Genomic DNA, 19,284 nt, shown 5'->3' with positions numbered 1-19,284 from the left:
GAACAGCAATGCACTACCGACAGCTGGGTAACAGCGAGCTCCGGGTCTCGGAGCTCTGCCTTGGGACGATGACGTTCGGCGAGCAGAACACGCTCGAGGACGCCAGAGCGCAGCTCGACCACGCGTTCGACGCCGGCATCAACTTCGTCGACGCCGCGGAGATGTACCCCGTGCCCACCCGCGCCGAGACGCAGGGGCGCACGGAGAGCTACGTGGGCGAGTGGCTGAGCCAGAAGCCGCGCGACAAGGTGATCGTCGCGACGAAGATCGCGGCGTCGGGCCGGCCCTTCTCGTGGATCCGGGGCGGGTCGCTCGCGGTCAACCGGGCGAACGTCCGGCGCGCGGTCGAGGACAGCTTGCGGCGCCTCAGGACCGATTACATCGATCTTTACCAGATCCACTGGCCCGATCGGTACGTGCCGCAGTTCGGCGCGACCGCCTACGATCCGGCGAACGAGCGCTCGAGCACGCCGATCCCCGAGCAGCTCGCCGCGCTCGCGGAGGTGATCCGCGACGGCAAGGTCCGTTATTTCGGGCTCAGCAACGAGACCGCCTGGGGCGTGACGCAGTTCAGCCACGTCGCGGAGCGCCTGGGGCTCCCGAAGCCGGTGTCGATCCAGAACGCCTACAGCCTCATCAACCGCACGTTCGACTCGGCGCTGGCGGAGGTGTCGCGCCGCGAGGACGTGCCGCTCCTCGCCTACAGCCCGCTCGCGTTCGGCCTGCTCACGGGCAAGTACCTCGGCGGGCCCCCGCCGGGCGCGCGGCTCGCCCGGTTCGAGACGTTCGGCCAGCGCTACCGGAAGCCCAACGTGGACGAGGCGGTGCAGGCCTACGTGAAGCTCGCGCGCGCGCACGGCCTGAGCCCGGCGACGCTCGCGCTCGCGTTCGTGCGGAGCCGCTGGTTCGTGGCGAGCACGATCATCGGCGCGACCACGCTCGAGCAGCTCGAGGAGAACGTGAAGAGCGCGGGCGTGGTGCTCGACAAGGACGTGCTCGCCGAGATCGATCAGATCCACGCCCGGTACCCGAGCCCGGCGCCGTGAGGGCGCCGGCCGCGGAGGCGCAGCTTCCGCGGCGCGCCCTGAGCTAGCCTCGACGTCGACACTCTTCTCGGGGAGACCGCGGCCACCGTCACACCGACGAGGACCGGCCTGCGGCCTTGCCCAGCGCTGCCACAGACCCCTATGAGCCAGCCTCGAGCTGGCCCCCTCCGATCCATCGGACCAGGTGGATCGAGCTCCCGCCGCACGGACGGGCGCCTCGACGGCGCCGGCTCCGCCCCCGCACCCCTTCGGCCCCCTCCCCCTTCGGCCCCCTCCCCCCTCGGCCCCCTCCGCTGCGCCGGAAAGCTGCGCGCCGCGCGCCGCCGTCGCCCCTGTCCTTGACACGCCTTCGGGCGCAAGTTAAACACGTGTTTGAAACGGTTGATCAATAGGAGTTCGCCGGGGAGATGCGGCTCCTGCGTCGGCCGTGCAGAGCGGAGGTGTGTGATGACGTGGTGCAGGACCGTGCGTGGAGCGCGGAGCGCGGCGGTGCTCGTGCTCGGGGTGATGGGGGTGACGGGGTGTGGGGACGATGAGCAAGCGCCTTCCCCGTCGGGGTCGACGGTGACGTGGTATCGGGACATTCAGCCCCTCGTGGAGCGCTCGTGCGCCTCGTGTCACGACGGCGCGGGCGTCGGCCGCGTGGCGCTGACGGACGCGGCGACGGCGCAGGGGCTCGCCGGTCTCATGGCCCTCCGGGTGAGCGACGGTGACATGCCGCCGCCGGTGCTGGACGCGAGCTGCCGCAGCTACGAGGGCGCGGAGCGGATGAGCCTCACCCTCGACGAGCGCGCTCGTTTCGACGCGTGGGCGCGTGGCGGCGCGCCGCTCGGCGATCCGGCCGACGCGCCCCCGCCGCAGCGCGCGAAGGACACCATCGAGGAGCCCGACGCCACGCTCGAGATGCCCGAGGCGCACGAGGTGACGCTCGACGACGACGGCAACGAGTATTTCTGCGCGATCATCGACAACCCCTTCACGGAGCCGGCCTGGATCACGGCGTTCGAGGCGATGGTCGGCGATCCCGCGGTGGTGCACCACATGGCGGTGTACCGGGATCTCTCGGGCGACGCCGGCATCGGATACGGCGTTCCGCCGGGTACGCGCGCTTTTCCGTGCCGCGATCCCGTCATCGAGCTCGACTGGCAGCTCCTCCACAGCTGGGCGCCCGGCGTCGGGGTGACGCGGCTCCCGGAGGGCGCCGGGGTCCGCGTCGAGCCGGGCGAGCAGCTCGTCCTGCAGATGCATTATTTCGGGCGCAGGGGCACGAGCAGCCGCGATCGGTCTGGATATCGATTGCAGCTCTCGCGCGAGCCGCCCCGCGCCGAGGTCTACATGGATGTGTTCGGCCCGGTGCCCTTCACGATCCCCGCCGGCGCCGAGGCGCACACCGAGCGGAGCAGCACGCAGAACGAGGGCCCGCCGCAGCTCGTCTACGGCCTGCTCCCGCACATGCACCTGCTCGGCCGCTCCTACCGGGCGTGGGTCGAGCGCGACGGCGGCGAGGAGGAGTGCGCCGCGCGCGGCGAGTTCGAGTTCCACCACCAGGCGCTCTACATGTTCGACGAGCCGCTGCGCTGGGGGACGGGAGATCGGTTCGTCGCCGAGTGCACCTGGGACAACACGGCCGCGAGCGAGGGGCAGTTCCAGCGCCCGCCGCGGGACGTGCCCTGGGGGGAGGGGACGAACCAGGAGATGTGCTTCATGGTCGCGTACCTGTCGAAGGAGTGAGCTCCTGGCACCGCGCCGAGGTCGTCCCGCGCGGCAGGACGGCGGGCAGACCGGCGAGATCATCACGCTCACGGCCGAGGGAGCCCCGCCCTCGCCCAGACGACTACATTTGTAGTTGACAACCGCGAGCCCTACGACGACACTTGTAGTCGTGGGAACCGGCACGCTGACGGATCTGCAGCTCGCGGTGATGAAAGCCCTCTGGGACGTCGGGGAAGGCACCGTCGGCGACATCCTCGCGGCGATGGACAAGGACGGGAGGGTGCTTGCGCCCACGACGGTGGCGACCTTGCTGCAGCGGCTCACCAAGCAGGGCTGGGTGGAGCGCCGCAGGCGCGGCAGGCAGTTCGTGTACCGTGCGATGGTGGATCAGAGAGAGGCGGCCAAGGGTGTGCTCCAGCGCGTCGTGCGCGCCTTCTTTGGCGGCAAGGTCTCCGCCCTCACCGCGCAGCTCCTCGAGTCCGAGGAGATCAGCCCCGAAGAGCTCGAAGAGATGCGGAGCCTGATCAAGGAGAAGGGGGCCTGATCATGGCGCTCCAGCTGCTGGTATGGCTGGGCGACGCCGAGCCCGACGGCGCGGTGCTCTGGCTTTCGCTGCTGCTCACCTACTCGGCTCACGCCGTGGTGTGGACGGGGGCGGCGGCGCTGCTTGCTCGCCGTAAGTCCCTCTCGTCCGGGGCGCGGCACTTCCTCTGGAAGATGGCGCTGCTCGGTCCGCTCGCGACCGCGCTGCTCGCGGCAGGGAGCCCGTGGGGCGCCGAGCGCGCCCCTGGGAGCGCGTCGTACCACCGAGAAATCTCCGTCGTGTCGCTCGTCGACGCTCCCGCGTCCACGGCTCCCGATGCCGAGCCGCGAGCCGGAGGACCGCGTGAGAGCGCTGGCGCGGAAGGCTCGGCGTGGCGCATGCGGGGAGACCTGCGGTGGCGCCTGCCCGCCATGTTCGGCGTCGTGACAGCCGCGCTGGGGCTGCTGCGATTCACCGCCTCGGCGCTGCTGCTGTGGCGTGATCTTCGCGGGCGCAGAGCGGTGCGCGACGCGCGGCTGCTGGAGCGGATGGATCGGATGTGCGCCCGGATCGGGCTGCGCCGGATCGTGCTGACGGAGAGCGCCAATCTCGGCAGCCCCTTGGTCATCGGAGCCTCCGAGGTGTGCGTCCCGCTGGCGCAGCTGGCGGCCCTCAGCGATGCAGAGGTCGACGCCGTATTTGCTCACGAGCTCGCCCACGTCGAGCGCCGCGACGGGCTGTGGTTCCCCGTCGCGGGCCTCGTGCAGTCGGTCCTGTGGATGCAGCCGCTCAACCATTGGGTCGCGTCTCGCTTTCGCCAGACCGCCGAGCTGGCCTGTGACGATCGGGCCGTCGAGCTCACGGGGGATCCCCTGGGTCTGGCGCGCGCGCTGGTCCAGGTGGCTGCCGGCGCGCCGCTCCCCCGCCCGTGCGCGACGGTCCCGACGATGGCGCGCTCGGCGAGCGCGCTCCTGCCGCGCGTGAAGCGCCTGGTGGGGGCGGGGAGCGAGGCGAGGGCTCAGGCGGGCCCGCGGGGCCGGCCGTGGGCGATCGCGGCCCTCGCCGCGGTCGGCGTCGCCACCGCTGGCCTGAGCGTCCAGGCGGCGCGAGCACGGCCGTCGCAGCGCGCGCCGGACGCAGGCGCCTCGCTCGCGCGGAGCCCTGAGGCTGCGCTCGACGCGGCGGCGGGCTCACCTCCCGATACAGCAGCGGCCAGCGAGCAGATGGCCGAGCTCGCGCGCCGTGAGCAGCAGATCGAGGCGCAGCTCGAGAGCGCGCTGGATCTGCCCGGCGCGCAGCGAGCGGACACACAGGAATCGGTGCGCGTGCTCGAGCTGCGCCAGGAGCTGAGGCACGTGCGCGCTACAAAGGCCTGGATCGAAGAGCGCTTCGTCGACGAATGGACCACGTGGGAGCGGCGCCGGGGGGCCTCCAGCGGCGCGCCTCGCTAGCGGCGCGCCTCGGTAGCGGCGCTCCTCTCCACGGCGCGCCGCCAGCCAGAACAGGAGCTGAGATGTCGATCATGAACAGAGGACCGAGCGCGCAGCACGCAGAGGCGAACGGGACGCGGATCAGCGCGCGCCCGCGGGCTTCCGTCCGCGCCCTGTGCGCGGCCGCGATGATCGGGCTGACGTCCGTCGGCTGCGCGAGCGCGGGAGCCGTCACCTTCGAGCGCTCGGGACAGCCCCTGACGGTCCGCAGGCCGGCGCTGTATCCGGAGACGATAGAATACGACAGCAGGGGCGACAGATTTCTCGTGGGCTCGTTCAGGGAGGGCGCGATCTACGCGGTGGACGGCGAGGGCGGCGTCTCGCGGATCGTCGACGACAAGCGCCTGTGCTCTGTGCTCGGGATCGCCGTCGACGCCGGGCGGGGCAGGCTCTGGGCGGTGAACTCCGACCTCGGGTCGAGCGTCAAGCCATCTGCCCAGGGGCCCAGGAACCTGGCCGCTGTGGGGATCTACGATCTCGCGACAGGCACGGCGCTCAGCTACGTGGATCTTGCCCCCTTGTCCCCCGGCGCTCACCTCGCGAACGGCATTGCCCTGGACTCGGCGGGCAACGCTTACGTCACCGACAGCTTTTCCCCTGCCATCTACAAGGTCGACCCGCAGGGGAACGCGACCGTGTTTCTGCGGGATGAGCGCTTCGCCGGCGATGGGATCAACCTGAACGGGGTGGTCGTTCACCCCGATGGCTACTTGCTGGTCATCAAGAAGAGCGATGGGAGCCTGTTCAGGGTGCCGATCGCGAGCCCTTCGCAGTTCTCGCGGGTCGATATCGCCGAGAGGTTCGTGGGCGGAGACGGGCTGATCCTGGTGGGCAAGAAGGATCTGGTGCTCATCGCGAACCAGGTCCCCGGCGCCGCGTCGAACGCCGCGTTCTCGCTGTCGAGCGAGGACGGCTGGGCTACCGCGAAGCTGCGCGCGGCACGGCAGCTCGGCGACGTCTATCCAACGACCGGAGTGCTCCGGGACGGGAAAATCTACGTCATCTCCAGCAACCTGAACGAGCTCATCCAGTCCCCTCCAGAGCAGAAGGCACGGTTGCGGGTGGAGGCGACGATCCAGCAGATCGGGGAGACCACGCTCTGAGCTAGCTGCCCGCGTTCGACTCCTTCCGTCTACGAAGCGGCAGCCCATCCGGACAACACGCGGCGGACGCGCTCGATATAACCGCGCTCGCGCACGACCTCCTGGTAGCCCGGCACCGCGCCGACCCACGCCCGCATGCGCACGTTCGTCGCATCGGTGAGGTACATCGTGGGAAGCCCCATGAGCGCGGGGCCATCCATGCCTGCGGTCGTGACGCCGAGCTGGCCGACGAGGCCGTGCGCTCGCTTCAGGTGCTCGAAGAACTGCAGCTGCGCCCGACGCATGTCGAGTTGCCGGAAGGTGGGGTCTTTCCAGAAGAGGGTCATGTCGACCGCGCCCTCGGGGGTTTGTCCGCCTGGAAGGGCGTCGCCGGTCAACACGGGCACGAGCCCCGTGTGTTGAACGAGGTCCGTCAGCTCCAGAAGCTCGGCGAGCCTCGTGTTTCGGTGCGGGTGGTGGAGCCCCTCGCGGATCCAGAGCAGCACCTTCCTCCGGCGTGGCGCTCCCGCCCGCGCTCCCGCGAGCCTGCGATCGACCCAGCCGGTCACCGACTCCGGAATCGGCACGTCCCCGAGAAACGCCGCGCGGAGCCTCCGCTGGGCGGTCGACGGATCGGCGCGGAAGGCGCGCGCGACGATCTCGGTCGTCTGCTTCACCGCGCGCGGGCGCGGGCGGTACGCCTGGAGGTGATCGCTCAGGCCTGCATCGCGAAGAAACGCCTCGGCCGGCGCTGTTCCGGCCTTGCCTGGCTCGACCTGAATGGCCGTGCCCGCGAGGACGGCGGCCGCGGCGACGTACCACCCCTCGCCGAACGAGAAGCCGCTGTCCGTGTGGAACGTGTACGCGTGGTTTCGCTCCTCGACGATCCTGCGCGCCGCGCGGGCGGCGCCCTCGGCCTTGTGAGCTGCCGCGCGCGCCGCGCGGGCGATCTTCGACCGCGGCGAGCCGGCCTCGAGCTCTGCGGCGCTGATCGCGGCCGCGCGGGCCGAGGCCTCTGCGCCGGTCACGATCTCCTCCACGCGCTGCCAGCCGTCGTCGCACGCCTCGCGCGTCGGTGCGCGCTGCGCGCTGAGCGAGAGCTGGCCCGCGCCGTGGAGCGCGTCCTCTGCTCGCGCCGCGTGGGCCCTCGCCAAGGTCGAACGGGCGCCCCTCCTCGCCGCGAGGAGCCGCTCTTCTCCAGCGGCGAACTCATGTTCCTGGAGGGCGGCGCGCTCCTGCTCGGCGGCGGCCACCGCGCGGTCCGCCTGCTCGATCGCGCCCTCCAGCAGACGTCGGTAGCGCTCGCGCTGCCCCGGCGTGTGCAGCGTGGCGGCCAACGCGAGCGCGGCGTCGAGGCTGCCCTCGGCGTCGCGCTCGAGGTGCTGCACGGAGGGCGTCCCGGAGACAGCCACCCCCATGCACACCGGCTCGGATCCGTCGGTCCTCATGACCTGCACCTCGAGCACCGCCGCCGCGAAGCGGCGAGGGGCGAGGCCCAAGGGCGAATTTGCAGCGGCGGTTCGAGCATGGCTGCCAGGTTCACCGCCCACGTCGCCGCGTCAACCCGCCGCCACCCCCATGCAGGAGATTGGAGGCCCGTCGTTCCCCCGGCCCCCCAGTTCCGCCTGTCAGAAAGCTTGGCAGGGATCACGGCGAGAGAAGAGAGATTTAACGCAAAGGCGCAAAGGCGCAAAGGCGCAAAGAGACAAGAAGGCAAAAATACAGAGAAAATTCTGGTTTGCGCCTTTGCGCCTTTGCGCCTTTGCGTTCAAATCTCTCGGGATCCCTGGCCAGCCTTGTGAGGCTCGGAAGCAGAGGCTTCGAATCTGATGGATCACTTCATCAAAGGATGAGCGCAGCCTCTCGGAGGCTTGAAGCGCAGTCCTCGGCCACCGCTCCGCGCCTCGGGTCGGCGCCTGCCTCCGGCGGGCTGGCGCGGGCGGCCTTGCGCTCGCTCGGGTCCATGCGGTAGCTGACGGCCGTCATGGACACGCTCACACACGGGCTCCTCGGGCTGGCGGTCGGCGCGATGCGCCGCCCTGACGTGAGGCCAGGCGAGGGGCGCGCGTCGCCGACCGACCGCGCCGTGCTGCTCTCGTGCGTGCTCGCCGCCGAGCTGCCGGATCTCGACTACCTCTGGCCGGCGGGGGACGCGGTGCTGCGCACGCTGCGCGCGCACCGCGGGCCGTCGCACGCGCTGCTCTTTGCGCCGGTGGTGGCGGCGGTGGCCGCCGGGCTCGCCTGGCTCGTCCTGCGGCGGCGGGCTCGGTTCGGCCCGGTCTACGCGTTCAGCGTCCTCTCGGTCGCCCTCGCGCACCTCTTGCCGGATCTCTGGACCGGGTGGGGAACACGCCTGCTCCTGCCGTTCTCGGACGCGCGCCTGACGCTCGACTGGACCGGCGTGCTCGACCCGCTGGTCACGCTGCCGCTCGCCCTCGGCGCGCTCGTCGCGTGGCGCCGGCCGGCGCGCTGGCGGCGCGTGATCCTCGTCGGGGCCGCCGTCGCCGCCGCGTACGTCGGCGGCCGGATCGCGACGCAGCAGGTCCTCGTCGCCCGCGTCGCCGCCGCCCACCCCGCAGCGCAACACGTCGCCGTCTTCCCCGCGATGCTCGGCGTGACGACATGGCGCTTCATCGCGACACACGAGGACGCTTACGCCGCCGGCACGGTCGACCTGCTCGGCGGCGCGCCGACCGAGCAGCGCCGGGTCGCGCGCGCGCCCAGCGGCCCGGTCCCCGCCCGTGTCGCGGCCGTGCCCACCGTGCGCGAGGCGCTCGCCTGGGCCCGTTTCCCCGTGGTCCGCCACGCCCCCGCCGGCGACGGCGGGACCACCGTGCGCGTCGCCGACCTCCGCTATCACCTGCGCGGCGAGCCGACACTCGAGTTCATCGTCGACATCGCCCCCGACGGGGCGGTGACGCGCGCCCGCCTCGAGCGCGGCGGCTCCGCCCGCGAGCTCCTCGACCGCTGGCGAGAGTAGCTCCTCGCACCTGCCATCGCATCCCGCCCCGGGATCCTCCGGGGGCCAGTCCGCCCGCCGGGCGCTCACCTGGAGCATCCGACGGATCGACCATGGCAGGCGAACACAGCGCCACTCAGATACACGGTCATCTGTCGGCCCCTCCCTGCGCACCATGTGTGACCTTGCTGACTCAAGGTGCTGCTGTTGAGGCGTTTCAGACGTGTTCCCGTGGAGTGTGTACTGCATTGCAGCGGAGCGCGCGGAATTTTCATCTATCACCGCACCTGTGTGTGGTACACGTGACGGTCGCGAGTCCGCAAGAGCGACGTGCGACGTCGGCCTGCCGCATATGGGGTCTGCGGACAGGGAGAGAACCATGTTGATGGGTGGGAATTCACAGCGCAGAGCGCGCGCATCGCGCTTGGCGCGCGTCTCGCGTGCTGCCTTCGGGGGCGTGCTCGTCACGGCATCTCTCGCGCACGCGCAGAGCCCTGCCGCCGGCGCCCCCCGGGGGACTGCCGCAGCGCCCGCCGCGACCGGGGCAACCGCAGCATCGCCCGCCGCGACCGGAGCGGCACCCGCCACGACCGGAGCGGCATCCGCCACGACCGGAGCGGCACCCGCGGAGCCCGCGACGAGCGGAGAGGCTGCCATCCTCGAGCGGCTCGCCGCGGCGGAGAGGCTGGCGGCGGAGGCGAACGAGCGCGCGACGGAGGCGAACAAGCGGGCGGCGGAGCTCGCGGAGCGCCTGTCGACCGTCGAGGAAGCGCAGGTGGCACCGGAGCAAGACCCCAGCAAGGACCTCCTCCGGATTTACGGGTTCATCGACGTCGGCGTCCAGCGCGCCTGGCTCGAGGACAAGTTCATCAAGTCCATCATCCCGCAGGCGAACGCCTTGAACTTCGTCGTCGGGAACTTGAACCTCTACCTCGACGCGCAGCCCCACGACGACTTCCACTTCCTCGGGGAGCTGCGGTTCACGACCGCGCCCGGTGGCACGCCGGTCGATGTGACGGCGCCGCCCGGCGTGACGCGCCGGGTGGGCACGCAGCCGTACGGGAGCATCGACACGACCAAGCTCGACACACCCATGGTCTATGGCGGGCTCGTCTCGATCGAGCGCGCCCACATCGACTGGACGCGCTTCAACCTCTTCAAGGTGCGCGTCGGGCAGTTCTTCACCCCGATCGGCATCTACAACGTCGATCACGGCAGCCCGGTGCTCATCACCGTCGACAACCCCTACTTCATCACATCGAGCCTCTTTCCCACGCGACAGACCGGCGTCATGGCCTACGGCAGCATGTTCGCGGGGCCGTGGGAGCTCGGGTATGACGCATACGTGAGCAACGGGCGCAACGAGAACGCGCCGTTCGCCTTCGACGACAACCGCGGCTTCGGCGGCCGCCTGCACGCCAGCTACGAGGACCCCGGCAAGCTGACGCTGAAGCTCGGGGCCTCGTTCCTGACGGACAGGGCGCGGGACTGGGTGGCCGACACCAAGCCAGAAGCGCCCGAGCCGGACATCCACGCGACGTGGGCTTTCCGGGAGTACATCGCGGGGGGAGATGTCTCGCTCGACGTCGGGACGACACGCCTCCGGGCGGAGGCGATGGTCGTCCGCGTGATCTACGATCAGGGCGCCCGGCAGCAGCTGATACCCGGAGTTTTCGAGCCGGACGCATGGCGGACCTCGGCGTATCTCCTGGGGGCGCACCGGATGAATTTCTTGAACATGGAACCATTCATCCTGGGCGCCATGCTGTATGGGCCGTTCGGCCAGACCGATACCATGCTGCAGATCGGCGGCGGCCTGAACTTCTACATCACCCCCGACATCACGCTTCGAACCCAGGTGAGGCAGTCGCTCTTCACCTCCACGCGCGAGGGGGTCGAGGCGCGGAGGATTGACGGCACGTCCTTGATGGCACGTCTGATCTTGGCCTTCTGAGAGAGGTTCAACGCAACGATGAAGCGTTCATCCCTTCTGCTCCTCCTGGCCCTGCTCGGCATGAGCCCGTCCGCACCGTCCCTCGCTGTCGAGGAAGAGATCGTCGTGGTCGTCAACCGGGCCAACCCTGCGCGTGCGGCGGGGCGCGACACGCTCCGCCCGATCTTCCAGACGACACGCACGGAGTGGTACGGCCGGTCGGTGAGCCCGTTCAACCTCCCCGAGGACTCCCCGGTGCGGCAGCGCTTCGACAGGGCGGTGCTGGGCCTCGATCCCGATGGTGTCGCCCGATACTGGATCGACCGCAAGATCCGCGGCGGCGAGCGGCCGCCGCGCAAGGTGTCGAGTCCGGGCGCCGTCCTCCGCTCGGTGGCCGAGGAAGAGGGCGGCGTCGGTTATGTGGCCGCGAGCGACGTCAACGCCTCCGTCAAGGTGATCGCGCGCATCCGCGACGGTCAGGTCATGCCGCCGTGAGCCTGTGGAGAGAGGAACGAACCATGGATGTCCACCTGTCTCGCCTGATGCCGCCCACCCGCTCCAGGGCCCTGGTCGTCGCGCTCGGCGCCCTCTGCGCGGCGATGCTCGTGGGGTGCTGGGACTCGGACCCCTGTGATCCGGGCCAGATCGTCGTCTTGAACTCGTGCGTGGCTCCTTTGCCGCCAACCGGCTCCACGGGAAGCGGTGGGGCCACGGGCAGCGGCGGTGCCGCGGACGGCGGCGGTGCCGCGGACGGCGGCGGTGCCGCGGGCGGCGGCGGTGCCGCGGGCGGCGGCGGTGCCGCGGGCGGCGGGGGTGCCGCGGGCGGCGGCGGTGCCGCGGGCGGCGGCGGTGCCGCGGGCGGCGGTGGTGCCGACCCCTGATCGCGGCGCGGGTGGCGGGTGACCACGATAGGTTATCCTGGGCGGGATGACGGTCCAGGAGCTCCACGTCGCGGGATATCGCTCGATCCGCGAGCTGACCCTCCCCCTCGCGCAGGTCAATGTCATCGTCGGACCGAACGGGGTCGGCAAGACCAACCTCTATCGCACCATGGTGCTGCTCGGCGCCGCGGCGAGCGGGAGCTTCGCGCGCACCCTGGCCGAGGAGGGGGGGATGCCGTCCGTGCTCTGGGCCGGCCAGCGCAGCAAAGGCCCGGTGCGGATGACGCTGCGGGTGCGGCTGGATCGGCTCGTCTACGAGCTCCAGTGCGGGCTGACGCCGCCGCCTGCAGGGCCGTTCGAGCTCGACCCGGACATCAAGGAAGAGAACCTCTGGCTGCTCGACAAGCGCCGCCGCCTGCCGATGCTGGAGCGGGCCGCGGGCTCGGCCTTCGCGCGCGACGTGGACGGCCACCGCGTGACCTTTCCCTTCTCGCTCTGGGGCTCGGAGTCGGTGCTGTCGCAGGTGGTGGAGCCGCACCGCTTTCCGTTGCTCTCGGTGGTGCGGCAACAGCTGATGAACTTCCGGTTCTATCACCATTTCCGCACCGACTCCGGCGCGCCGCTCCGGGTGGAGCAGGTCGGGGTGCGGACGCCGGTGCTCAGCACCGATGGCCACGATCTCGCCGCGGCGCTGGCGACGATCCTCGATATCGGCGACAGGGGCGCCTTGAAGGATGCCGTCTCCAGCGCGTTCCCGGGCGCGTCGCTCGAGGTCTCCTCGACGCGGGGGCGGTTCCGCGTCGAGCTCGGGTTGCCAGGGATGTCGCGACCGCTCGACGCCCGCGAGTTCTCGGACGGCACGGCGCGTTACCTCTGCCTCCTGGCAGCGCTGCTGAGCCCGAGGCCTCCGCTGCTCCTGGCGCTGAACGAGCCGGAGACGAGCCTGCATCCGGATCTGCTCGGGCCACTCGGGGATCTGCTCGTGCACGCGGCGTCCCGGAGTCAGCTGTGGATCACGACGCACTCCCGCCCGCTGGCAGAGCGGATCCGGAAGGCGACGCCCTGCCGGCTCATCGAGCTTCACAAGAAAGGTGGAGAGACGGTGCTGGCGGGCGGCGCGGCGGAGGAGGAATGACGTCCGCCGCCGCGTGAGCCCTGCGCCGCTCAGGGGCGCTCGTGCTCGCGCGCGAGCGCCCGGAAGGCCTCGTCCACGAGCTCGAGCAGATCCTCGGTCGCCCCGCGGGCGAGCCACGCCTCGATCGTCGAGTTCATGATGGCAATGGCGCAGCTCGCCAGCACCCGCGGCGCGAGGTCGCGCTGCGGATCCAGGCTCATCCGCGCGGCCAGCGGCGCGCGGATGGCCTCCGCGCAGTGGCCGAGCCGCTCGCTCTGCCTCGCGCGGACCGCCGGCGTCTTCGCGACGAGCTGCTGGGCCGCGACGAACCGCGGCAGGTTCCCCTCGTGGAACCAGCGGAGCGTGTTCCGGATCGCGTTGTGTATCGCGACGAGCGGCGGCTCGCCCGGGGGGCGCGCGCGGATCGCCTCGCACGCCACCTCGATGAGCTGATCCATCCAGGCGATGAGGAGGTCTTCCTTCGACTCGAAGTAGCGGAAGAACGTCCTCCGCGAGATCTCGACCGCGCCGAGCACCTCGTCGAGCGTCGTCCGCTCGTAGCCGTTCTTCAGGAACAGGTCGATCGCGGTCTCGATGATCTGCGCGCGCGTCCGCTCCTTCTTGCGCTCTCGGAGCCCCGGGGCCTGGCCCTCTGCCATCCCGCCAGGCTACCACGCGCCCGTTCCGGCGCCTCTCCTTGACAAATGCCACTCAGTGGCACATTCTTCTTCCTGTCCGGCACCCCGCCGGTTTCGAGCGCTTTCGGGCGAGCGAGCGCGCCTTCACGGGTACGGAGTCCATCCATCGCCGTCGCCTCGGGCGGCGGCCGAGGCCTCTGCGCGGCCGCCGCGCGCATGGGCCCTGGCGCGCGTGCGCATCGTCGGAGGCTGCCTTGCAGCGGACGCCGACGCCTCCGCCCGCGCGCCGGTCGGCCTGGGCGATCGGCGCGCCCGCTGTCGTCGTCCACCGAGGACGCGCGGGGACGCGGTCATCTGAGGAGCCATGATGAACACCAAGGAACACGACAAGATCGCGCTCGTCACGGGCGCGAGCCACGGTATTGGCCTCGAGCTCACGCGCCGTCTGCTGTCGGAGGGCTTTCAGGTCGTCGCGCTGAACCGCTCGGGGTTCCCCGAGGACGATCCGCTGATCCGGGAGAGCCTCGAGCGCCGGAGGCTCCGCGTCCACAAGGCGGATCTGTCCGATTTCGAGGGCCTCAGGCGCGCGCTCGGCGCGATCAAGGCGAGCGAATCGAAGATCGATGTGCTGTTCAACAACGCTGGCGGCAGCGCCCCGGAGCTGACCTTCTCCAGGCAAGGCCGCGAGCTGCATTTCGAGCTCCAGACGGTGGTGCCGTACGTCATCGCGATGGAGCTGAGAGAGCTGCTGCGGCGGGGAACCTTGAAGACGATCGTGAACACCTCCTCCAATGCGTTCATGATGACGAAGCGCTTCGACCCCGACGCCCTGGAGCGCCCGGCGTCGTTCAAGCAGCTCTTCGGCCCGTACGCGACCTCCAAGCTCGCGCTCTCCCTCTGGACGCGCGAGGTGGCGCCGCTGCTCGAGGGGGACGGGATCAAGATCCGGAGCGTGGATCCGGGGGCCAACAACACGCTGCGGAAGGGAAAAAGGTCGGGGCTGCCGTTTTACGTGGAGCCGCTGATGAGGTTTTTCTTCCCGCCCCCGAGCCAGGGCGCTTCGCGGCTGTACGAGGCGGCGTTCGGCGGGAGCCGCGAGCTCTCGGGCGTCTACTTGACGAAGGACCGCGCGACGGATCTCCCGTTCCGAGAGCATGGCCCGAGGGTGCTGGAGAAGGTGCGCTCGATCTACGAGCGGGAGTTCGCCGCCCCCTGAGCCTCTCGCCTCCGCAGGACGGGGCGCCGTGCGTGGCCTTCGCGCCTGGCGAGCTCGGGATGAGCGATCCGTCGCCCCGGGGCCGCCGTGGTTGTCGAGCTGGCGCCCGCGAGCTCTGCGGCGATCACCCACGCGCGGAGCGTGCGTGCCGGAACGCCCGGGGTGACCTCGGGCCGGCGGCGGCGCTCTAGCCCTCGAGCTTCGCGCCGCTTCCGCCGCTGCCGGTGAGCTGAGCCTGGTACAACGCGTGGTAGGCGCCGCCTGCGGCGAGGAGCTCCGCGTGTGTGCCGCGTTCGACGATGCGGCCTGCGTTCATCACGAGGAGCATGTCGGCGTCGCGGATCGTCGAGAGGCGATGTGCGATCACGAAGCTCGTGCGCTGGGCGCGCAGGGCGGCCATCGCGCGCTGGACGAGCACCTCGGTCCGGGTGTCGACCGAGGAGGTCGCCTCGTCGAGGATCAGGATCGCCGGGTTCGCGAGGAACGCGCGCGCGATCGTGATGAGCTGCTTCTCGCCGGCGCTCAGGTTGCCCGACTCCTCGTTGATGACCGTATCGTAACCGGCGGGCAGGGCGCGCACGAAGCGATCGACGTGCGCCGCGCGCGCTGCCTCCTGGATGTCGGCCTCGGTCGCGGCCGCGTTGCCGAACGCGATATTGTCACGGATCGTGCCCGAGAATAGCCATGTATCCTGCAGCACGATACCGAGCTTCGCGCGCAGCTCGTGGCGAGGCAAGCGCGCGACGTCGACGCCGTCGATCAGGATCCGACCGCCGTCGAGCTCGTAAAACCGCATCAAGAGGTTCACGAGCGTGGTCTTGCCGGCGCCGGTCGGGCCGACGATCGCGACCGTCTGGCCCGGCATGATCGTGAGGTCGAGGTCCTCGATCAGGGGCTCGTCGGGCTTGTAGCGGAACGTGACGTGCTCGAACCGGACCTCGCCGTTGACCTTCGGCAGGGCCGCGGGCGGGGTGGCGTCGCGCGGCTGGTCCTGCTCGTCGAGCAGTTCGAACACCCGCTCTGCGGACGCAACGCCCGATTGCAGGACGTTCGCGACGGACGCGAGCTGGCCGAGCTGCTGAGAGAACTGGCGCGAGTACTGGATGAAGGCTTGCACGCTGCCGAGCAGCATCGCGCCCGACGCGACGCGCAGGCCGCCGACGACGGCGATCGCGACGTAGGTCAGGTTCCCGACGAAATTGACCGCCGGCATGATGGTGCTGGAGATGAACTGTGCGCGGAAGCTGGCCTCGAACAGCTCCTGGTTCGTGGACTGGAAGCGCGCCTCGACGTCGCGGCGTCGCCCGAGCACGTTGACGAGCGCGTGGCCGGTGAACGCCTCCTCGATCTGGCCGTTGAGCGCGCCGACGTGCGCCCACTGCGCGGCGAATTTCGCCTGCGCGCGCTTCGCGACCGCCGCGGTCGTGATCACCGACATCGGCACGGTGAAGAGCGTGATCACCGCGAGCACCGGCGAGATCACGACGAGCATGACGACGATGCCGGTGAGCGTCAGCGCGCCGTTCATGATCTGGGTCAGCGTCTGCTGCAGGCCCTGCGCGATGTTGTCGACGTCGTTGGTGACGCGGCTCAAGAGCTCGCCGTGCGGGCGGCCGTCGAAGTAGGCGAGCGGCAAGCGGGCGAGCTTGTCCTGCGCCTCGGCGCGGAGCTGCCGCACGGTGCGCTGCACGACCTTGTTGAGCAGGTAGCCCTGCAGCCAGGCGAACAGCGACGCGCCGGCGTAGAGGGCCATCACGAGCAGCAGCAGCTCGGCGAGCTCGCGGAGCTGGATCCCGCGGCCAGGGACGACGTCCATGGGGCCCACGAGCTCGGCGAGCCGCGCCTGGCCGGAGCGCTGGAGCTCGGCGACGGCCTCGGCTTTCGTGGCGCCCGCCGGGAGGCGAGCGCCGATCACGCCGGAGAAGATGATGTCCGTCGCGCGGCCGAGCAGCTTCGGACCGGTCAAGCCGAGGCCCACGCTGACCAGCGAACAAGCGATCACGACCGCGAGGCGCGCGCGCTCGGGGGCGAGGCGGCCGAGGAGGCGCCGCGCGGAAGGCGCGAACCGCTTCGCCTTCTGCGGCGGTGCAGCCCCCATGCCGCCGAAAGGGCCGCGCTGCAGCATCGGGGAGCGCGCCCCCTCGGGCGCGGCGGGCGGGGGACCAGCACGGCGCGCGCTCACGCGGCCACCGCCGTGTCGCGCTGCGAGGCCACGATCTCCGCGTACGTCGGGCACGACGCGAGCAGCTCGCCGTGCCTGCCCTTGCCGACGAGCTCGCCGCGGTCGAGCACGAGGATCTGGTCCGCGTCGACGATGCTCGACACGCGCTGCGCGACGAGGATCACCGTGGCGTCGCGCGTGCGCTCGGCGAGCGCCGCCCGCAGCCGGGCCTCGGTCGCGACGTCGAGCGCGGAGAAGGCGTCGTCGAACAGGAACACGCGCGGCCGGCGCAGCAGGGCGCGGGCGATCGACAGCCGCTGGCGCTGGCCGCCGGAGACGTTCGTGCCGCCCTGCCCGATCGGCGTGTCGAGCTTTCGCGGCATCGCCTCGACGAAGTCGCGCGCCTGCGCGGCGGCGAGCGCTGCCCAGAGCTGCTCGTCGGTCGCCGCGGGGTCGCCGTAGCGCAGGTTCGAGGCCACCGTGCCGGAGAACAGGAAGGGTCGCTGCGGCACGAGCCCCATGCACGACCACACCGCCTCGAGGGCGAGCATGCGCGCGTCGACGCCGTCGAGCCGGACCTCGCCCCTCGTCGGATCGATGAGCCGCGCGATCAGGTCGAGCAGCGTGGTCTTGCCCGAGCCGGTGCTGCCGATGATCGCGGTGACCTGCCCGGGGCGCGCGACGAACGAGACGCCGCGCAGGACGGGCAGCTCGGCGCCCGGATAGCGGTACTCGACGTCTCGCAGCTCGACGGTGCCTGTCGGCTCGACGAGCGTCACGGGCTGGTCGGGGGCGCGCACGGACGGCTCGGTGTTCAGCACCTCGACGATGCGCTCCGAGCACGCGGCCGCGCGCGGCAGCATGACGGCCATGAACGTCGCCATCATCACGGCCATCAGGATCTGCATCAGGTACGCGAGGAACGCCGTCATCGAGCCGATCGCGAGCTCGCCGTCCGCGATCCGGTGCGCGCCGAACCACAGGACGGCGACGCTCGACGCGTTGAAGACGAACATCACGATCGGGAACATCATCGCTTGCAGGCGCCCGACGCGCAGCGCGGTCTCGGTGAGGTCGCCGTTCGCGCGATCGAAGCGCGCCGCCTCGGCGCGCTCGCGCACGAAGGCGCGGATCACGCGCACGCCGGTGATCTGCTCGCGCAGCACGCGGTTCACCGTGTCGATGAGGGGCTGCATCAGCCGGAACTGCGGCACCATCCGCGACATGATCGCGACGACGGCGCCCGCGAGCAGCGGCACCGCGATCGCGAGCAGCCAGGCGAGCGACCTGTCCTCGCGCAGGGCCATCACGATGCCGCCAACGCACATGATCGGCGAGAGGACGAGCGTCGTACAGCCCATCATCACCACCATCTGCACCTGCTGGACGTCGTTGGTCGTGCGGGTGATGAGCGACGGCGCCCCGAACCGCGACAGCTCGCGCGCGGAGAACTCGCCGACGCGGTGGAACACCGCCGCGCGCAGGTCGCGACCGAAGCTCATCGCGGCGCGCGCGCCGGCGTAGTTCGCGGCGACCGAGCACACGATCTGGACGCCGGTGATCGCGAGCATGATCGCGCCGAGCTTCAGGATCAGCGACGTGTCACCGGCCGCGATGCCCTGATCGATGATGTCGGCGTTCAGGCTCGGCAGGTACAGCGAAGCGAGCGTCGCCGTGAGCTGGAGCGCGACGACGATCACGAGCAAGCGCGCCTGTGGGCGCAAGAAGCGGCGCAACAGCTGCCTCAGCAAGGCTCCTCCTCTTCGGAGCGGCGGCGGATGCCGTCGAGCAGGATCGCCACGACCTCCGCGGCGGTCAGGGGCATGCCGTCGGTGATCCGCGGGTGCGCGCCCGCGAACGACATCATGCGCAGGACCCGCGCTGCATACGCCGGATCGCAGCGAAGCTCGTCGCGCGACGCCTCGAACAGGCGCTCGAGCTGCTGATAAAGCTGCTCATCCTGGCGCGGCTTCTGAGCGCACTCGGACTCGGGGCGCCTCGGCGGCATCGACATGCCGAGCATCGACATGAGCTGCCAGATGCCCTCGACGCGGCGCTGCAGGATCTCGACCGCCTGGATCAAGCGCTCGCGCAGCGGCGCCGCGACATCGATGGACTCCAGCTCTCGCAGCGTCGGCGTCGGATCGAACAGGGTCGCGATCGCGGCCTGGATCAGCGACTCCTTGTCAGGGAACACGCGGAACAGCGTCCCCTCCGCGGTGCCGGCAGCCATCGCGATCTGCGCCGTCGTCACGTTGCGGCCGTACAAGCGCAGCAGCGGGATCGTCGCCGCGATGATGCTCGCGCGGCGCGCCTCGGGGGGCAGGGGAGGAGCTCGCCGGCTCGGTGGTGTCACGTGTCCCCTGTACCGGAGTGAGCGCTCACTCGTCAAGAGTGAGCGCTCACTCACTTCGAGACCCCGGCGGAGGAGCACGACGAAGCCATTGAAATGGTTCATGTTTCCGCGCCGCGTTGCCCAGCACCAGGGAAGAAGCCCGCGGAAGCAACTCGGGTCGTACGCCGACTCA

Annotated in this window: 16 protein-coding genes; 11 read left to right on the top strand and 5 right to left on the bottom strand. The window is 70.8% G+C overall.

From position 1 onward, the window contains the following. Window positions 1-8 precede the first annotated feature (8 nt). The 5 genes from WMF43_RS46955 (at window position 9) to WMF43_RS46935 (ending at window position 5,875) form a co-directional block, all read left to right on the top strand. On the top strand, window positions 9-1,046 hold the full coding sequence (locus tag WMF43_RS46955) for an NADP(H)-dependent aldo-keto reductase (RefSeq protein WP_437675330.1): 1,038 nt from the start codon (window positions 9-11) through the stop codon (window positions 1,044-1,046). Window positions 1,047-1,493: 447 nt separating this feature from the next. Beyond that, complete coding sequence (locus WMF43_RS46950; protein WP_437675328.1) at window positions 1,494-2,777, top strand: hypothetical protein; 1,284 nt, start codon at window positions 1,494-1,496, stop codon at window positions 2,775-2,777. A gap of 151 nt (window positions 2,778-2,928) precedes the next feature. Continuing rightward, entirely contained in the window at window positions 2,929-3,303 is a 375-nt protein-coding gene (locus WMF43_RS46945) for a BlaI/MecI/CopY family transcriptional regulator (protein ID WP_437675326.1), read from the top strand. A gap of 2 nt (window positions 3,304-3,305) precedes the next feature. Further along, window positions 3,306-4,733, top strand: a complete 1,428-nt coding sequence (locus WMF43_RS46940; RefSeq protein ID WP_437675324.1) for a M56 family metallopeptidase — start codon at window positions 3,306-3,308, stop codon at window positions 4,731-4,733. Window positions 4,734-4,804: 71 nt separating this feature from the next. Continuing rightward, window positions 4,805-5,875 carry a hypothetical protein gene (locus tag WMF43_RS46935; protein WP_437675322.1) on the top strand — a complete coding sequence of 357 codons (1,071 nt, stop codon included), beginning with the start codon at window positions 4,805-4,807 and terminating at the stop codon, window positions 5,873-5,875. A 29-nt stretch (window positions 5,876-5,904) separates the two neighbouring features. Here the strand turns inward: WMF43_RS46935 and WMF43_RS46930 are convergent, their stop codons facing one another. After that, window positions 5,905-7,353 (bottom strand): hypothetical protein, encoded by a 1,449-nt coding sequence (locus tag WMF43_RS46930; RefSeq protein ID WP_437675320.1) that lies wholly within the window; start codon window positions 7,351-7,353, stop codon window positions 5,905-5,907. Between the two features lie 485 nt (window positions 7,354-7,838). On the opposite strand from WMF43_RS46930, the gene WMF43_RS46925 reads away from it, so the two are divergent. The 5 genes from WMF43_RS46925 to WMF43_RS46905 all read left to right on the top strand — a co-directional run bounded on the left by WMF43_RS46925 (window position 7,839) and on the right by WMF43_RS46905 (window position 12,762). Next, window positions 7,839-8,834, top strand: a complete 996-nt coding sequence (locus tag WMF43_RS46925) for a metal-dependent hydrolase (protein ID WP_437675318.1) — start codon at window positions 7,839-7,841, stop codon at window positions 8,832-8,834. Between the two features lie 754 nt (window positions 8,835-9,588). Next, window positions 9,589-10,767: a hypothetical protein gene (locus tag WMF43_RS46920; protein WP_437675316.1), complete on the top strand. Its 1,179-nt coding sequence runs from the start codon at window positions 9,589-9,591 to the stop codon at window positions 10,765-10,767. A gap of 18 nt (window positions 10,768-10,785) precedes the next feature. Next, on the top strand, window positions 10,786-11,241 hold the full coding sequence (locus WMF43_RS46915; RefSeq protein ID WP_437675314.1) for a hypothetical protein: 456 nt from the start codon (window positions 10,786-10,788) through the stop codon (window positions 11,239-11,241). Window positions 11,242-11,264: 23 nt separating this feature from the next. After that, window positions 11,265-11,627 carry a hypothetical protein gene (locus tag WMF43_RS46910; RefSeq protein ID WP_437675312.1) on the top strand — a complete coding sequence of 121 codons (363 nt, stop codon included), beginning with the start codon at window positions 11,265-11,267 and terminating at the stop codon, window positions 11,625-11,627. Between the two features lie 46 nt (window positions 11,628-11,673). Further along, window positions 11,674-12,762 (top strand): AAA family ATPase, encoded by a 1,089-nt coding sequence (locus tag WMF43_RS46905; RefSeq protein ID WP_437675310.1) that lies wholly within the window; start codon window positions 11,674-11,676, stop codon window positions 12,760-12,762. 29 nt (window positions 12,763-12,791) lie between these two features. On the opposite strand, the gene WMF43_RS46900 is transcribed toward WMF43_RS46905, so the two are convergent. Then, window positions 12,792-13,400, bottom strand: coding sequence for an acyl-CoA-like ligand-binding transcription factor (locus WMF43_RS46900; RefSeq protein WP_437675308.1), 609 nt, complete (start codon window positions 13,398-13,400; stop codon window positions 12,792-12,794). A gap of 346 nt (window positions 13,401-13,746) precedes the next feature. Between WMF43_RS46900 and WMF43_RS46895 the strand changes: the two genes are divergently transcribed. Continuing rightward, window positions 13,747-14,595 carry an SDR family NAD(P)-dependent oxidoreductase gene (locus WMF43_RS46895; protein ID WP_437684224.1) on the top strand — a complete coding sequence of 283 codons (849 nt, stop codon included), beginning with the start codon at window positions 13,747-13,749 and terminating at the stop codon, window positions 14,593-14,595. Between the two features lie 187 nt (window positions 14,596-14,782). Here the strand turns inward: WMF43_RS46895 and WMF43_RS46890 are convergent, their stop codons facing one another. The 3 genes from WMF43_RS46890 to WMF43_RS46880 are packed head-to-tail and all read right to left on the bottom strand — an operon-like array spanning window position 14,783 to window position 19,112. After that, the gene (locus WMF43_RS46890; RefSeq protein WP_437675306.1) at window positions 14,783-16,720 is read right to left on the bottom strand and encodes an ABC transporter ATP-binding protein; all 1,938 of its coding nucleotides are present in this window, start codon (window positions 16,718-16,720) and stop codon (window positions 14,783-14,785) included. Between the two features lie 53 nt (window positions 16,721-16,773). Next, a complete protein-coding gene (locus tag WMF43_RS46885; RefSeq protein WP_437675304.1) occupies window positions 16,774-18,507 on the bottom strand; it encodes an ABC transporter ATP-binding protein in 1,734 nt (577 codons plus the stop codon). Next, a complete protein-coding gene (locus WMF43_RS46880) occupies window positions 18,501-19,112 on the bottom strand; it encodes a TetR/AcrR family transcriptional regulator (protein WP_437675302.1) in 612 nt (203 codons plus the stop codon). Before WMF43_RS46880 ends, WMF43_RS46885 begins: the two co-directional genes overlap by 7 nt. Between the last annotated feature and the right edge of the window lie 172 nt (window positions 19,113-19,284).

The organism is Sorangium sp. So ce131, from assembly GCF_051519095.1.
Classification (GTDB): domain Bacteria; phylum Myxococcota_A; class Polyangia; order Polyangiales; family Polyangiaceae; genus Sorangium.
The sequence above is the reverse complement of the archived record's forward strand: the minus strand, read 5'-3'. Positions and strand labels throughout refer to the sequence as shown.